Source organism: Streptomyces sp. 6-11-2, assembly GCF_006540305.1.
Lineage (GTDB): Bacteria > Actinomycetota > Actinomycetes > Streptomycetales > Streptomycetaceae > Streptomyces.
Window position 1 is genome coordinate 1 of sequence record NZ_BJOR01000002.1, and the last position, 15,376, is coordinate 15,376.

The window sequence follows — 15,376 nt, forward strand, 5'->3', positions numbered from 1 at the left end:
GTGAATTACTGCCCCTCACTGTTCGGGTTCCGGGAGTCGGTGGCGGTGTACGGCTCCAGCTCGTCGGGCCGGAAGTAGTGGAAGCGGCCGTACCAGGTGTGCAGTTCGGCCGCGGGGTCGTCGTCGAGGGTGACGGCGAGGTGCACGCTGCCGTCCACGTCGTGGAAGACCGCGGCCACACGCGCGGTCCGTCCGGCCAGGAACATGTCCTGGGCGTCGGCGCCCCGGCCGCGCGGACGCAGCCGGACACGGCTGCCGCCTCCCACGGGAACGCCGTCGACGAGCACCGTCTCGGTGGTGGGGGAGAGGCCGTCGTCACCGCCCTCCTGCCACCAGGCGGGCCGCTCCGCGGAAAATTCCCCCGGGGCGGCTGTGGCGGCGGGTGCGGCGGGGGCCGTGGGAGCCAGCGAACGGATGGCGCCGTGCAGCCGGGAGAGGACCTCCGGCGGCATGCTGTCCACCCGGTCCAGGATCTCGGCGGCGCGCGGGTCGGTGGCGCGCGCCTCGCGCTTCTCCTCGTCGGTCAGGAGCATCGTCCGCAGCGTCAGGATCTCGTCGATCTCCGCCGCGTCGTGCAGGTCGCCCGGACTCTCGGGCGCCACCTGGGGACGGTCGGGCAGGATGATCGGCGCGGAGAGCAGCACGGGTCCGGTGGCGCCGTCCGGCGACTGGGCGTGGTCCGCGGTGCCGGTGCCGTCGTCCGCGGCGGACGGTTCGCCGACGAGGACGGGGAAGGTGAACGCGTTGCGGCAGTCGCGGACGTGCTCCAGCAGGTCCGTGGGCGGGTCGGTCAGCGAGACGAACTCCACGTCCGTGCCGCCGACGAGGGTGTGCGTGGCGATGAGCGCCTGGCGCAGTGCCGCGTCACGCGGGACCCGCGGATCCGCCGCGTGCCCGGTGTTCTCGGTGCGCACGCGCAGCCGGACCAGTCCGTCCGCGAGGCGTTCTGCCGTGAGCGTGGTGTCCGCCCGGATCTCCGCGCGCCGCCGTACGATCCGCCCGGCGCCCCCGGGCAGCGGCTCGCTCTCCTCGCCGCCCGCCGTTCCCACCGGGGCGGTGCACTCCCGCCGCAGCAGGTCCTCCAGCGGCACGACGAGGTCGGTCTCGCGCGGCACCGCCTCGTCGAAGGTCAGATGCGTCGTGCCGTCGCCGGTCCGCAGCGACTCCACGGGGTGGTGCCCGCCGTCCGGGCCGGTCTCCTCCACCTGCTTGTGCTGCGCCTGGAGGTAACGCACTCTGATCCACACCACGGCGTCGGGCCCGTGGTCCCTCAGCAGGCACTCGGTCTGCTGGTACCAGGAGTCGGCGGAGCCCGACACGCCGACCGTGACGGGTCCGTCGTGCTCCACCCAGTTGCGCGGCAACAGCACCCCGAACTGCCACCGGACGCGGTTCTTGGGGGAGGAGCGGCGGTACGGATAGAGCAGGTAGCCCTCGTAGAGGACGGCGTCGGCGACCGCGCCCACCTGCTCGAAGGGGCGCCCGCCGGAGCCGACCGGCACGGCACCGTCGCCGCCCGCGGCACCCTCGACCACAGCATCCGGCATCTGGCTCTCCTCCGACTCGCAGGTTCGCCATGCCTTCCACCACGCACCCACCGCTCACGCGCCATCTCCCCCTCCTGCCCAGCGCTGTTGGGCCGTCCGGGGGAGCGGCGGACTCCCGGACGCGGACGTCCGCTCAGTCCGGCAGGCGTGGCACGCGCAGGGCCAGCAGGGCCACGTCGTCGTCGTAGCCGTCCTGGCGGCCGAGCAGCGCGTCGCACAGCGCGTCCAGCGGGGCGGAGGCCAGGGTGGCCGCATGGTCCGCCAGGTCCCGCAGACCGGCGTCGATGTCCCGGTCGCGGCGCTCGATCAGGCCGTCGGTGAACAGCAGCAGGGTGCTCTCCGGGGGCAGCGGCTGCCAGTGGTCGGGTCGGGGCAGGCCCGGTTCGACGCCGACCGGGATGCCGTGCGTGTCGGGAGCGAGACAGCGCGCCGTGCCGTCGGCGGTGATCAGCAGCGGCGGCGGATGCCCCGCGTTGGTCCAGCGCAGGGCGTACCCGGCGTCCGGTTCCCGCTCGATGCGGGCCAGGACCAGGGTGGCGGCCGGCGGGTCGCTGAGGGCGGTCAGTGCCCGGTCGAGCCTGTCCACGATCATGCTGGGCGGCCCGCACCGGTCGAAGGCCAGGGCCCGCAGCATGTTGCGGATCTGCCCCATCATCGGCGCCGCCTCCACGTCGTGGCCGGTCACGTCACCGACGACGACGAGGACCGCCCCGTCGGGCAGCCCGAGGGCGTCGTACCAGTCACCACCGAGGTGGGGAAGCTCGGACGCCGGCTCGTAGCGGGCCTCCACCCGCAGCGGGGACAGGTCGGGCAGCACCGGCAGCAGACGGCGCTGGAACTGTTCGGCGGCCCGCTTGAGCCGCCCGTACAGGCGGGAGTTCTCGATGCTGACACTCGCGGCGCTGGCCAGCGCGGTCAGCAGGGCCTCGTCGGCGTCGGCGAAGGGTGTGCCGTCCTCCTTGTCGGCCAGGTAGAGGTTGCCGTAGACGGTGTCGCGCACGGTGAGCGGGACTCCGAGCAGGGTGGTCATGACCGGGTGGCCGTCCGGGAAGCCGACCGCGCGGGGATCGGCGGCGATGGCGTCGACCCGCAGCGGCTTGGGCTCCTCGATCAGCCTGCCCAGCAGTCCATGGCTCTGCGGGAGCCCGGACTCGGCCAGAAGCCGCTCGGCGTCGACGACGCCCACGGTGATCAGGTCGACGATCTCCCCGCCCTCGCCGAGCACGCCGAGGGCGCCGTAGCGCGCGGCGACGAGGTCGGTGCCCGCCTGCACCAGGTGCCGCAGCACGGAGCGGGTGTCCATGTCGGCGCTGATGGCCACGACCGCGTCCAGCAGGCGGTGCAGCCTGCGGCGGTCCAGGCTGAGCTGCCGGATCTGGGCGCTGAGTTCCTCGAAGGCCTCACCGCCCGGTGTCAGGCCGCTTCCCTGGACGGCGGCGTCCCCGTGGCCGGCCGTCTCTTCCGCTTCCGGGCACCATGGATCGTCCGACATGGGGCACCTCCCGGGCAGGGCCGGTGCTCGTCCTCACCGTCCGGGCCCGGCACGGCCACCTTACGCCGGGTGGGAGGGGGGTGGCTCCCTCCCAACCGGTCACCAGCCGGAGGGGGAAAGCCCGAAGGCCGCGGCGTACCGGCGTACGCTACGGAACTGCCCAGCTCAGCTCCCCTCGTGAGGAAGAGTCACAGCGATGCAGAAGATCTCCCTCGACGCCCTCGCACGCGAGCACCTCGAACGGGCCGAGGCGTCCTCGGCCGGCCGCAGCGCGGAGACCGTCTACGGCGGCCACGAGCACGTACTGCGCCAGACCCTCATCACCCTGCGCGCCGGCACGGCCCTGGCCGAGCACGACAACCCGGGCGAGGCGACCGTCCTGGTGCTGCGCGGACGGGTGCTGTTGCGCAGCGGCGACACGTCGTGGGAGGGCATGGCGGGGGACCTGCTCATCGTGCCGCAGGCCCGGCACAGCCTGGAGGCTCTGGAGGACGCCGCGGTCCTGCTGACGGTCACCAAGACGTCCTGACCCCGGCGGTCGCCCGCGGCGATCGGCGGATGGCCGCGTTCCATCGGCCTCGGCCCGCCGGTGCCGGGCCGAGGCGGAGCCGAACCCCACAGCTCCCGTTATTTTTACCAATAGCACATGTAATAATGGGGGAATCGCCGGGGTGCCCGTGTGGCGGTGAGCGAGAACGAGAAGAGGACAGCCGTGGCACAGTCCTTCGAGGTCCACATCCGCAACACCACGACCGACCCGGCCGTCCTGGCCGAGGCCACGATCCTGGCAGCGCGGCGCCGCCTGCTCACCGCGCTGCGGTCCAAGACGGCGCTGCTGACCGAACTCCGTCTGGGCCGCGCCGACCGGGAACGGACACGAGCGGCCCTGACCGACTTCTGCACCGGCGAGGTGCGCCGCCACCTGGCCGCGGCCGACCAGGCGCTGTACGCACCGGCCGCGGGCGCGGCCGAGACCCGGCTGCTGATCAGGGCTCTACGGGCCACCGCGGCCGCTGTGGCCGCTGTGGCCGCCCGGATCGACGCGCTCGCCTCGGCCGACGACGCGGACTCCGCGGACGGTGCCGCCCGCGACGTCACGAGCCTTCTCACCGTCCATCTCGCCGTCGAACAGGACGTGCTGCTGCCCGTGCTCGCCCTCCTGCCCGGCGCCGACCTGCCGCTCCTGACCGCGGACTTCGAGACCCTGCTCGAGGGCGGCCGGCTCGACCGGCCCGCCGTCGTCGACGTTACCTCGATCCCCCACAGCAGGCGCCACCCGCGCATCTTCGCCCGCTTCGCCCGCTTCGCCCGCCTGGGGCCCGGCGAAGCGTTCCCCCTGGTCGACAACCACGACCCCAAGCCGCTGCGCCGCGAGTTCGAAGCCACCCTTCCCGGCGTGTTCACCTGGGACTACCTCGAATCCGGACCCACGCGATGGCAGGTGCGCATCGGCCGGAGGGCTCCCGAGGTCCGACCCGCCTCGTCCGCCGCCGGGCGGAACGGCTCCCGGCGTCCGGGCAGGGGGGAGGACCCGTACCCCGGCCAGGACGTATAGCCCGTGGCCGCTGCGGGTACCCGAGCGGCGGCCGCGAGGAGATGAGGAGCGCGTGATGGCTCCCGCGAAGCAGAGGACGGCGGCGTCCGCGCCTAACGGACGACGGGCGCCGGCCCGTGCCACCAAGCGGTACGACGCGGTGCCCGAACTCGATGGCGAACCCGACCTGCTCGGCCAGTACCTGCGCCAGATCGGGATGACACCACTGCTCGACGCGGAGGGCGAGGTGCGGCTCGCCCGGCGCATCGAAGCCGGTCTGCACGCCATGGCGGAACTGCGGCAGGCCGACGAGGACGGCCGTGAGCTCGCGCCGGAGCGCCGGCGGGAACTGGAGGCCGCCACGCGGGACGGTCAGGAGGCCAAGGACCACATGGTGCGGGCCAACCTCCGGCTCGTCGTGGCGATGGCCAAACGCCACGCCCACCGCGGGCTGCCGCTGCTCGACGTCATCCAGGAGGGCAACCTGGGCCTGATCCGGGCCGTGGAGAAGTTCGACCACACCAAGGGGTTCAAGTTCTCCACCTACGCCACCTGGTGGATCCGCCAGGCGATGGAGCGCGGCCTCGCCACGCACGCGCGTTCCGTGCGGCTGCCGATGCACGTCGTGGAGCAGTTGCAGAAGCTCGCCAAGATCGAACGCAAGTTGCAGCTGAGCCTCGAACACGAGCCGACCGTCGAGGAGGTCGCCCGCGAGAGCGGCCTCGCCGAGGACAGGGTCGTCTGGCTGCGCCGCGTCGGCCGGCAGGTGATCAGCCTGGACATGCCGGTGGACGACACCGGCGAGACGGTGGTCGGCGATCTCATCTCCGACACGGAGGTGTTGCAGGCCCCCGAGGTCGCCGAGTACCAGGCGCTGGCCGAGGAACTGCGGGAGGCCGTCGACACACTGGCGCCGCGCGAGGCTCTCATCCTCAGCCTGCGGTACGGCCTGCACGACGGGCACCAGCGAACCCTGAACGAGGTCGCCCAGCACGTGGGCCTGACTCGTGAGCGCGTGCGCCAGCTGGAGAAGCAGTCACTGGCCCAGCTGAGGGAACAGGAGCCGGGCGAACGGCTCCTGGCGTGGGCGAGCTGACGTGCCCGCGCAGAACGGTGCGCCCGGCACGATCACCGGGCGCACGGCTCCACTCCGACCGCCGCGGACCGAGGCGACGGCCGTCACCAGCGGTACCAGCGGCCCCTCCGGCCGCCGCCCGCGGGCCGTACGACGAAACCGAGCAGCCACAGCACGAGCACGATGATCGCGATCCACCACAGCGCCTTCAGGGCGAACCCGATGCCGAAGAGGACCAGAGCGAGCAGGAGAACCAGCAGCAAGGGAACCATGGATATCAACCTCCGGACACACCGGATGCCCGGCATGCGCGGGAAAACACCCCGGGAAATCCGGTGTTTCCACACCTGAGCCAGGGGAACTCGTGGATGCTGCCCGCGCCCCGGTCGGTGCCGGCCGGGCGCGGTCGGGCGCGGTGGTGCGGGGCCGTCCGGCGGCGTGGCGTTCCGGGAGGTGCGCACCGCGCGGTGAGGATGGCGTCCGGCATCGAGTCGGCTCGGGTGCGCGGATCCGGAGGCAGAGGTGACGGTGCGTCGTATCGGTCTGGTCGTCCACGGCGGGCGCGGTGAGGCCACGGCCGCCGCCCGCACCGTGCGCGAGTGGTGCGACGTGCACGGGGTGGGGTGCGCGGACATCGACGTGTGGCACGACGGAGAGCGGCGCAGCTCCCGGGAGGAGGTCGAGGCCGCGGGCGACCCGGACCTCATCGTCACCCTGGGCGGCGACGGCACGTTCCTGCGTGGTGCCCGGCTGGCCGCCGTGAACGACGCCATGGTCCTGGGCGTCGACCTCGGCCGGGTCGGTTTCCTCACGGAGGTGCCCGTCACGGTCGTACGTGCCGCGCTGGACGCCGTCGTCGCGGAGCGCCTCACGGTGGAGAGCCGGATGATGCTCACCCTGCGCGCCTCGCGCCGCCTGGAGGTGCCCGCCGACATCGAGGAGCTGATGAGCTACGGCCGCCGCCCGCTGCTGCCGCCACCGCGTGTCCGCGCCGACTGCCAGGCGGGCGGCGACTGGGGCATCGCGATGAACGTCACCGCGCTGAACGACGTCGTGGTGGAGAAGCTGGCCCGGGACCGGCAGGTGTCCGTCGGCGTCTACCTCGCGGGCCGGCTCCTGGCGTCCTATTCGGCCGACGCGCTGCTGGTCGCCACCCCCACCGGCTCCACGGCCTACAGCTTCGCCGCCGGGGGCCCGGTCGTCTCGCCCCGGGCGGACGCCCTCGTCTTCACCCCGGTCGCCCCGCACATGGCGTTCAACCGCTCGGTCGTGGCCGCGCCGGACGAACCGATCGGCATGCGCGTCCTGGAACGCTCGGGCCAGGCCGCCGTCAGCATCGACGGCCAGCTGCGCGGTGTCCTCGACCCCGGCGACTGGATCGGCGTCTACGCCTCCCCGCGCCGGCTGCGGGCCGTCCGGCTGGGCCCCACGGACTTCTACGGCCGTCTGCGCGACCGCATGAACCTCACCGACGCCCCGGCCGCGGTCGCCGACGGCACCCCGGCCCCCCTGTGGCCGGTGACGTCGCCCCGGCCGGCGGACCTCGACCACCTGGCCCTGCCGGCCCGCCCCGGCGACGCCTGGCAGGTCCCGTGATCCCGCGGCGAGCCGGCCGCCGCTGACCTGCCCGAGCCGGCGGGCGAGTTCGTCCGCGCGCGGGTGCCGACCGGTACGAGCAGCCCGCCGGGTGCCGGGCCGGTCGGCCGGGGCACGTCGAGGCGGCCGCGATGCCGTCGGGTCGACCGGACCGGCGCGGGCAGGCCGGTCCGGGCGCGCGGGTGGGCTGGTTCGTGTGTGCCCGAGGGGTGTGCCGGACTTGCGGGTTGGCGGGACATGCCCGGGCGGCCGGAACACCGTCGGTGTCAAGCCGGACGTGCGCGGGCGCCGACCGGCAGCGGAACCGTGGGCCTCCTGGCGGCGGAGTCGGCCGTGCCGTCGTGCCGGGTCGTGCCCCAGGGGCCGGGTGCGGGCGGCCGGCCTCGGTCATGCTCCGTGTCGTTGTTCGGGGGCGGGCTCGGTGGGGAGGCGGTGGGCTGCCAGGGCGGCCAGGTCGTCGTCGAGGTTTCCTCCGCTGTAGGCGAGCAGGTCCGCGTGCAGGTGTGCCAGGAGCTCGCCGGGCGGGAGGCCGGCCCAGGGCCGGACGCGCTCGGCGAGCGGGTAGAAGGTGCCGGCGGGATCGCGGGTCTCGGTGACACCGTCGGTGTACAGCAGCAACTCGTCGCCGGGCCGGAAGGGCTCGACGTCCACGCGGTAGCCGCCGCCGAGCAGCCCACCGAGGTTGATGGGCGGCGAGGGCTCGGTCGCCTCCAGTTCGGTCACCCGGCCGCCGCTGACGAGCAGCGGAGGCGGGTGGCCGCAGTTGACGAGACGCACGACGTGCTCGTCGTCGGGGATCTCCGCGAACACCGCCGTCACGAAGCGCTCGGCCGCCTCCGCGCCGGGCAACTGCGCGGCATACCGGCTCATACTGCGCTCCATGCGCCGGGCCAGAGCCGCCAGATCGGGCTCGTCGGGCGCGGCCTCGCGGAAGGCTCCGAGCATGGTCGCGGCCGTCTCCACGGCGACCAGGCCCTTGCCGCGGACGTCGCCGATGAGCAGACGCACTCCGTGCGCGGTCGCCACCGCCTCGTACAGATCGCCGCCGATCTGCGCCTCGGCCGCCGCGGAGAGGTACAAGGTCTCCACGGAGACCTGGCCGAGACGATGGGGGACCGGGCGCAGCAGAACGCGCTGCGCGGTCTCCGCCACGGAACGCACCGTGGCGAGGGTGTGCTCCCGGCGCGCACGGTGCGCCGCGAGGATCGTGCCGAGGATGCCCACCACGAAGGTGCAGACGTAGTTGGCCACGTAGTGGCGGTCCCACAGATTGCCCACCGAACGGCCCGCACAGCACGGGGTGCCGGCCAGGACGCCCTCCAGGACGATGGCGAACACCGTGACGGCGGCGACCGCTTTGGGGCCGTATCCGAAGGCGGCCACCAGCGGCAGGGCGGTGAGCACGAAGCTCACCGGCCACAGCGCCGGGGTGACTGGTTCGACGGCGAGGACCACCACGACGTAGAAGACCGGCAGCCAGCGCAGCCACAGGGGCTGGGCGGGCACCGGCGAGTGTTTCCTCGGCGTGCGCGGCGTACCGGTGCCCGCGTCCCTGCCGCGGCCGGGCCGCCTCACCGCTCGTCCCGGCGGTACCCGGGAGGCGGCGGGAGCGTGGCGGGGCCGGGCGGGCGCACGGCGGTGCGGCCCGGCTCCGGGCGACGGTCCTCGCGGAAACACTCAGGCGGCCTGTTCACAGGTACTCCCGGCGGGCTTGATCAAGACCACCAGCGTGCTGTGTCGCACCGTCAGCGCCTCGGCATTGCTCCAGGCAAGGGCATGTCAGCGAGGCCGGGGACCGCCGCGGACGGGGCATGGCCGGGGCGCCCCGCGAGGCGCGCCCCGGTCGTGCGTGAAGTGCCCGGGCCCGGTTCAGGACGCCGTGCAGGCTCCCAGCGCCGGTGTGGAGTTGTTGCCGTTCTTCACCGCGGTGAAGCCGAAGCTGGTCGAGGCGCCCGCCGCGAGACTGCCGTTGTAGGAGGCGGCGCGCACGGTCATGACGTTGCCGCTGCTGTCCCAGGCGGCGGTGCCGTTCCACAGGCTGGCGACCTTCTGCGGCGGGGTGAAGGTGAGCGTCACGGTCCAGCCGTTGATCGGGGCGGAGCCCGCCTTCACGACGACCTCACCGTTGTAGCCGTCGTTCCAGTCCGAGGTCCTGGTGAAGGAGACCGTGCAGGAGGCGTTGCCGCCCGGGTTGCCGCCGCCACCGTCTCCGCCGCCGGTGCCCGAGCCGCCGAGCGCGGCGAGGGTCGCGTCGTACGCGGGCTTCTTGCCGTAGTTGGAGTCGAACAGCAGGGGAGTGCCGCTGCTGCGCCAGGAGTACTTGTCGGTGATCCCCCAGACGGTGAGGCCCGTGCAACGGGTCACCGCCAGGCAGGCCTTGACGACGTTCGAGTAGTTGTTGGCCTGGGCGGTGCCGGAGCCCTCGATGTCGAGCTCGGTGATCTGCACGTCCACCCCGAGGTCGGCGAAGCGCTGCAGATTGGCCTGGTAGTCGGACGGAACGGGGGAGGCGCTGTTGAAGTGGGACTGGAAGCCCACGCAGTCGATCGGCACGCCCCGGGACTTGAAGTCCTTGACCATGGCGTAGACCGCGTTGCTCTTGGCGTTGACGCCGTCGGTGTTGTAGTCGTTGTAGCAGAGCTTGGCGTTCGGGTCGACGCCGCGGGCCGTGCGGAAGGCCTCCTCGAGGAAGCCGCTGCCGAGCTTGTCCGCGAACGGGGAGCTGCGCAGGGCCCCGCTGGAGCCGTCCTGGTACGCCTCGTTGACCACGTCCCAGGCGTAGATCTTGCCCTTGTAGTGCTGCATGACCTGGGTGATGTGGTTGTTCATCGCCGAGCGCAGGTCGGTGGCGGCCAGGCCGGACACCCAGGAGGGGAGCTGGGAGTGCCAGACCAGCGTGTGCCCGCGGACCTTCATGTTCAGGCCCTGCGCGTGGCTGACGATCTGGTCGGCGGCGCCGAAGGTGAAGGTGTTGCGGGTGCCCTCGGTGGCGTCCCACTTCATCTCGTTCTCGGGCGTCACCTGGTTGAACTCGCGGTCGAGCGTGCTGGCGTAGGCCGATTCGCCGAGGTGGTTCGCGGCCACGGCGGCGCCGAAGTAACGGGCCTTTCCGGCCGCGGCGGACCCCAGTGTGTCGGCGGCCGCGGCGGTGTGCGACAGGGCCGTGACGGTGGAAGCGGCGAGCAGGACGGCCGTGAACGCCTGCGCCGCCCGTCTGGGCATGGGCATGCCATCTCCGTTTCTCGAAAGTTTCGCTGCCGAGGTCGAATGTGACGCGCAGGTTACGAACAGAACGGGAGCCGGTCAACGGTTCGCGCATGCCGTACTGAGGGATGGCCGAAGCTCGACCTCCCGCCGTCCCTTTGTGAGTTACGGGTGATCCCAGTGGTTGACGCGACTGTGCGGCACCTCTAGCGTGACGCGGCGCCTTCCCGAAATCGATTCGAAAGTTTCGAAGCAAAGGACGACGACATGCCCCGAACCCGAAGAAGGCCCGGACTCCGCACCTTGCTGACGGCCCTGCTCGCGGGTGTGACGCCCCTGCTCGCGGCACTCCTGCTGGCCGCGCCGAGCGCCCAGGCGGCCTCCCTGACGGAGGTGACCGGGTTCGGCGCGAACCCGAGCAACCTGCGCATGTACGTGTACCGCCCGGACAGCGCTCCGGCCCGGCCCGCGGTGCTCGTGGCCGTGCACTACTGCACCGGCTCCGGGCCCGCGTTCTACTCGGGCACCGAGTTCGCCTCGCTGGCCGACCGCTACGGCTTCCTCGTCATCTACCCCTCGGCCACGCGCAGCGGCGGCTGCTTCGACGTGTCCTCGCCGCAGGCGCTCAAGCGCGGCGGCGGGAGCGACCCGGTCGGCATCATGTCGATGGTCACCTACGCCCAGCAGCGCTACGGGGCCGACCCGGCGCGCGTCTTCGTCACCGGCGCCTCCTCGGGGGCGATGATGACCAACGTCCTGCTCGGCGACTACCCCGACGTGTTCAAGGCCGGCGCCGCCTTCATGGGCGTGCCCTTCGGCTGCTTCGCCACCACCGACGGCTCCGAGTGGAACAGCGCCTGCGCGAACGGCACCGTGATCAGGACACCCCAGCAGTGGGGCGACCTGGCCCGCGGTGCCTACCCCGGCTACAACGGCCCCCGGCCGCGCATGCAGGTGTGGCACGGCACCGAGGACACCACCCTGCGCTACCCGAACTTCGGTGAAGAGATCAAGCAGTGGACCGACGTCCTGGGCGTGAGTCAGACTCCCGCCTTCACCGATCACCCGCAGTCCACCTGGACCCGTACGCGCTACGGCGGCACCGGCACCCAGGCATCCGTCGAGGCCGTCAGCATCCAGGGCACCGGGCACACCCTGCCGACCTCGGGCATGGCCGCCCGTGCCGTCTCCTTCTTCGGGCTGGACTCCACGACCACACCGCCGCCGACCGACCCGCCCACCACACCGCCGGCGGGTGCCTGCCGGGTGGCGTACACGACCAGCGCCTGGAACACCGGGCTCACCGCGTCCATCACGGTGACCAACACCGGCACCGCGCCGATCGACGGGTGGGCGCTGGCCTTCACCCTGCCGGCCGGACAGACCATCACCTCCGGCTGGAACGCCACCTTCTCCCCGACCAGCGGCGCCGTCACCGCCCGCAACGTCGCCTACAACTCCACCCTGGCCCCCGGAGCCTCCACCACCCTGGGCTTCCAGGCCAACCACACCGGAAACACCGGTAATCCGGCGTCCTTCACCCTCAACGGAGCCCCCTGCCAGGTGAATTGAGAAACCGGTCGTCATCCTCGCCGAACGGGCGGACACCACCGCCCCACGGACGCGCCCCGGCGCCTCGAAACGGTCCTCGAAACGGCCGTAGGGGCAGCCGGGGCGCGGGGCGGCCGGGCTCGGTGGAGTCCGGCCGCCCCGTCCACGAACCCCTCGGCGCGGGTCAGCCGAGCTTTCCGGTGCGGGCGGACTGCCACAGGTCGACGCCGCCGTCGGTGGCGTACTCGTCGATCTCGGCCAGCTCCTCGGCGCTGAAGTCCATGCGGTCCAGCGCGGCCACGTTCTGCTCCAGCTGCTCCACCCGGGAGGCGCCGATCACCAAGGAGGTGACGCGCTCGTCGCGCAGCGCCCAGGCGAGCGCCATCTGGGCGAGGGTCTGCCCGCGGCGGGCCGCGATGTCGTTCAGGGCCCGCAGCCTGCGCAGCATGTCCTCGGACAGCCAGGCGGTGTCGAAGGAGGTGCCCTGCGCGGCCCGCGAGTCCTCCGGCACGCCGTCGAGGTAGCGCCCGGTCAGCAGCCCCTGGGCCAGGGCGGTGAAACCGATGACGCCGAAGCCCTCCTCCTCCGCGGTCTCCAGCAGCCCCTCGGTCTCGATCCAGCGGTTGACCATGCTGTACGAGGGCTGGTGGATGAGCAGCGGGGTGCCCAGCTCGCGCAGGATGGCGGCGGCCTGCCGGCTGCGCTCGGCGTCGTAGGAGGAGATGCCGACGTACAGGGCCTTGCCCTGGCGGACGGCGGTGTCCAGCGCGCCCATCGTCTCCTCCAGCGGCGTGCTCGCGTCCAGCCGGTGGGAGTAGAAGACGTCGACGTAGTCCAGGCCCATGCGCTTCAGTGACTGGTCCAGCGAGGCGAGCAGGTACTTGCGGGAACCGCCGCCCTGGCCGTAGGGGCCGGGCCACATGTCCCAGCCCGCCTTGGTGGAGATCACCATCTCGTCCCGGTACGGCGCGAGGTCCTGCTTCATCAGGCGCCCGAAGTTGATCTCCGCCGAGCCGTAGGGCGGGCCGTAGTTGTTCGCCAGGTCGTGATGGGTGATGCCCAGGTCGAAGGCGCGCAGGGCGATCTGGCGCTGGGTCTCGAAGGGCCGGTCGTCGCCGAAGTTGTGCCAGTAGCCCAGGGACAGGACGGGCAGGTCGAGCCCCGAGCGGCCGGTGCGCCGGTAGCGCATGGTGCCGTCGTAACGCTCAGGATCCGCGACGTAGGTCATCGGGTGGTCTCCGGGTGGTGCGATGAACGGGCGTCTCCCCGGGATCGAGGGGACGCCCCCACCTTGCTCCAGCATGATCCTGAAGTCCAACCGCTGCGTTCCATCGGACTCAGCGCCTGCGCTTCTGAATCGTTCGTACGGGGCCGCGGCTCAGGCGGCACGCGGCGGCGCGGTGAGGTGCTCGCCCAGCTGCTCCACGAGCTCGCTCATCGTGTGCCCGACGAGCCCGGCGTCGGCGTCCTCGGTGGTGAGCAACGCCAGATGCGCGCCCTCGCCGGCCTCGACGATGAACAGCACCCCTCCGTAGAACTCGGTCATCGCCGAGCGGACGCCGCCGGTGCCGTCGCCGAACTCGGTGGACGCGCCGTGCGACAGCGACTGGATGCCCGCGGCGATCGCGGCGAGCTGGTCGGCCTGGTCGGGGGTGAGTTCCGGGGTGCGGCACAGCTTCAGTCCGTCCCGGGACAGCACCAGCGCGTGCCGCGCGCCCGGGGTCCGCTCCAGCAGGCCCTCCAGGAGCCAGGTGAGCTTGTCGTCGGCGGTGGTCTGGCCGGTCATGAGGTGGTTCGCCTTCCGGGTGCTCGTACGGGTGGGAGTGCGGGGAGCCGGCCGCGTCGGCGGGGTGGCGGCGTCGAGCGCGGTCCACCGGCTCGGGGCCGGCTCGGAGGCCTGGTACTCGCCAGTGACACGTGTTGCCCAACTGCCGGTCACTATACGAGCCTTGGTGATCATCTTGGCAAGCCCCGGGGTGAATATCCCTGACGGCGCCGTTCAGCGGGTGGCCTGGGCCTGGACCGTCCGGCCGAAGCGGTGAGCGGTGGGCGAGGCGGGGACACGGCGGATGGCGATCAGGGCCACGTCGTCGTCGAGGCGCCCGCCGGTGTGGCCGAGCAGGTCGCGCTGGACGTGGTGGAGCAGGGACTCCGGGGAACCGTCGGCCCACTGGGCCGTCCGCTCGACCAGCGGGTAGAAGACGCCGCGGCCGTCACGGGCCTCGACGGCCCCGTCGGTGTAGAGCAGCAGGGTGTCGCCGAGGCCGAAGGGCAGTACGTCGACGACGGAGCCGTTGGGGTCGGTCAGGCCGACCCCGAGTGGCGGGGCGGGAGTGAGGTCCGGCATCACCACCGATCTGTCCGGTCTCAGCAGCAGCGGTGCCACATGGCCGCAACTGGTCAGCCGCACGACCGGCTCGTCGTCCGGGATCTCCAGCAGCAGTGCGGTGACGAAGCGCTCCCCGGCCTCCTCCTCGGGTTCGAAGTCGGAGAGGTAGCGGGTGATGCTCCGCTCCAGGGAGGCGGCGAGCGAGGGCAGGGCGGCGTGGTGATGGGCGGCCTCGCGGAAGGCGCCGAGCAGCAGGGCCGCCTCGCCGATGGCGGGCAGCCCCTTGCCGCGTACGTCGCCGATCATCACCCGGGCACCGCTGTCGGTGCGGGCGGCCGCGTAGAGATCGCCGCCGATCGACGCCTCGTCCTCCGCGGCCAGGTAGAGAGAGGCGAGTTGAAGCGGGCCGATCCGGGTGGGCAGGGGCCACAGCAGCACCCGCTGCGCGGCTTCGGCGACGGACCGGACCTGGGCCAGCTCGCGCGAGCGGCGGTCGCGGACCGCGCACAGGGCCACGACCAGCAAGGAGAGCACCGCGAGGGCGATCATCTGCACGAACACTTCCCGCGACGGCAGGATGCCCAGCCGCCAGCCCGCGAACCCCTGGGCCGCCACCGCGGCGGCACCGATGACCCCTGTGATCCACGGTCCCTCGAACCAGGCGGTGATCGCGGGGGCTATCACCAGCAGCGGGCCGAGCACGATGTCGGAAGGGGCGACGATGTCGGACACGGTGATGAGGACGATGAGCGCGACCGGGATCAGCAACAGTATGTGACCCGACTGCCACCCCTGCGCCCGGTCGGCGAAACGCCCCTGCCAGGAACTCACGCCTACCACAGTGCACCGCTGCGGCATGGGGTGCGAGCGCAGCCACCCGGTCCACGGGCCGGGCGCGACCCCTCGGCCGGCTGCCGCGGACGAGCTCCGCCGCCGCACGGCCGGGCGGCGGGGCCGCGCTGGTGAAAGCCCCGGGATGTCCCTGGCGCCCGGCGCCTGTTCGGGTGGCACCCGCCGCCCGGCGGCGGGGGATCGTGCGCGGTTGGAG

General features: G+C 72.6%; 13 protein-coding genes. 5 read left to right on the top strand and 8 right to left on the bottom strand.

Annotated features, from left to right (window positions below; genetic code table 11):
• Nucleotides 1–5 precede the first annotated feature (5 nt).
• Nucleotides 6–1,547: a hypothetical protein gene (locus TNCT6_RS36120; RefSeq protein ID WP_253266493.1), complete on the bottom strand. Its 1,542-nt coding sequence runs from the start codon at nt 1,545–1,547 to the stop codon at nt 6–8.
• A gap of 133 nt (nt 1,548–1,680) precedes the next feature.
• Nucleotides 1,681–3,039, bottom strand: coding sequence for a PP2C family protein-serine/threonine phosphatase (locus TNCT6_RS36125; protein WP_141367166.1), 1,359 nt, complete (start codon nt 3,037–3,039; stop codon nt 1,681–1,683).
• 196 nt (nt 3,040–3,235) lie between these two features.
• Between TNCT6_RS36125 and TNCT6_RS36130 the strand changes: the two genes are divergently transcribed.
• From TNCT6_RS36130 to TNCT6_RS36140, 3 genes are all read left to right on the top strand, one after another.
• Nucleotides 3,236–3,568 (top strand): cupin domain-containing protein, encoded by a 333-nt coding sequence (locus tag TNCT6_RS36130; protein WP_141367168.1) that lies wholly within the window; start codon nt 3,236–3,238, stop codon nt 3,566–3,568.
• 156 nt (nt 3,569–3,724) lie between these two features.
• Nucleotides 3,725–4,594 (top strand): DUF2249 domain-containing protein, encoded by an 870-nt coding sequence (locus TNCT6_RS36135; RefSeq protein ID WP_253266494.1) that lies wholly within the window; start codon nt 3,725–3,727, stop codon nt 4,592–4,594.
• Nucleotides 4,595–4,649: 55 nt separating this feature from the next.
• Nucleotides 4,650–5,669 carry a sigma-70 family RNA polymerase sigma factor gene (locus tag TNCT6_RS36140; protein ID WP_141367170.1) on the top strand — a complete coding sequence of 340 codons (1,020 nt, stop codon included), beginning with the start codon at nt 4,650–4,652 and terminating at the stop codon, nt 5,667–5,669.
• Between the two features lie 83 nt (nt 5,670–5,752).
• Here the strand turns inward: TNCT6_RS36140 and TNCT6_RS36145 are convergent, their stop codons facing one another.
• Complete coding sequence (locus TNCT6_RS36145) at nt 5,753–5,920, bottom strand: hydrophobic protein (protein ID WP_141367172.1); 168 nt, start codon at nt 5,918–5,920, stop codon at nt 5,753–5,755.
• A 250-nt stretch (nt 5,921–6,170) separates the two neighbouring features.
• Between TNCT6_RS36145 and TNCT6_RS36150 the strand changes: the two genes are divergently transcribed.
• Nucleotides 6,171–7,244 carry an NAD(+)/NADH kinase gene (locus TNCT6_RS36150; RefSeq protein WP_141367174.1) on the top strand — a complete coding sequence of 358 codons (1,074 nt, stop codon included), beginning with the start codon at nt 6,171–6,173 and terminating at the stop codon, nt 7,242–7,244.
• A gap of 387 nt (nt 7,245–7,631) precedes the next feature.
• Here TNCT6_RS36150 and TNCT6_RS36155 read toward each other — a convergent pair whose 3' ends face one another.
• Nucleotides 7,632–8,750, bottom strand: coding sequence for a PP2C family protein-serine/threonine phosphatase (locus tag TNCT6_RS36155; RefSeq protein ID WP_253266495.1), 1,119 nt, complete (start codon nt 8,748–8,750; stop codon nt 7,632–7,634).
• 363 nt (nt 8,751–9,113) lie between these two features.
• Nucleotides 9,114–10,472 carry an endo-1,4-beta-xylanase gene (locus TNCT6_RS36160; RefSeq protein ID WP_141367176.1) on the bottom strand — a complete coding sequence of 453 codons (1,359 nt, stop codon included), beginning with the start codon at nt 10,470–10,472 and terminating at the stop codon, nt 9,114–9,116.
• A gap of 243 nt (nt 10,473–10,715) precedes the next feature.
• On the opposite strand from TNCT6_RS36160, the gene TNCT6_RS36165 reads away from it, so the two are divergent.
• Nucleotides 10,716–12,020 (top strand): PHB depolymerase family esterase, encoded by a 1,305-nt coding sequence (locus TNCT6_RS36165; RefSeq protein WP_141367178.1) that lies wholly within the window; start codon nt 10,716–10,718, stop codon nt 12,018–12,020.
• Nucleotides 12,021–12,183: 163 nt separating this feature from the next.
• Here TNCT6_RS36165 and mgrA read toward each other — a convergent pair whose 3' ends face one another.
• The 3 genes from mgrA to TNCT6_RS36180 form a co-directional block, all read right to left on the bottom strand.
• Complete coding sequence (gene mgrA, locus TNCT6_RS36170; RefSeq protein WP_141367180.1) at nt 12,184–13,227, bottom strand: L-glyceraldehyde 3-phosphate reductase; 1,044 nt, start codon at nt 13,225–13,227, stop codon at nt 12,184–12,186.
• Between the two features lie 150 nt (nt 13,228–13,377).
• Nucleotides 13,378–13,785 (bottom strand): roadblock/LC7 domain-containing protein, encoded by a 408-nt coding sequence (locus TNCT6_RS36175; protein WP_141367182.1) that lies wholly within the window; start codon nt 13,783–13,785, stop codon nt 13,378–13,380.
• Nucleotides 13,786–13,998: 213 nt separating this feature from the next.
• On the bottom strand, nt 13,999–15,159 hold the full coding sequence (locus TNCT6_RS36180) for a PP2C family protein-serine/threonine phosphatase (protein WP_373996258.1): 1,161 nt from the start codon (nt 15,157–15,159) through the stop codon (nt 13,999–14,001).
• Nucleotides 15,160–15,376: the final 217 nt, after the last annotated feature.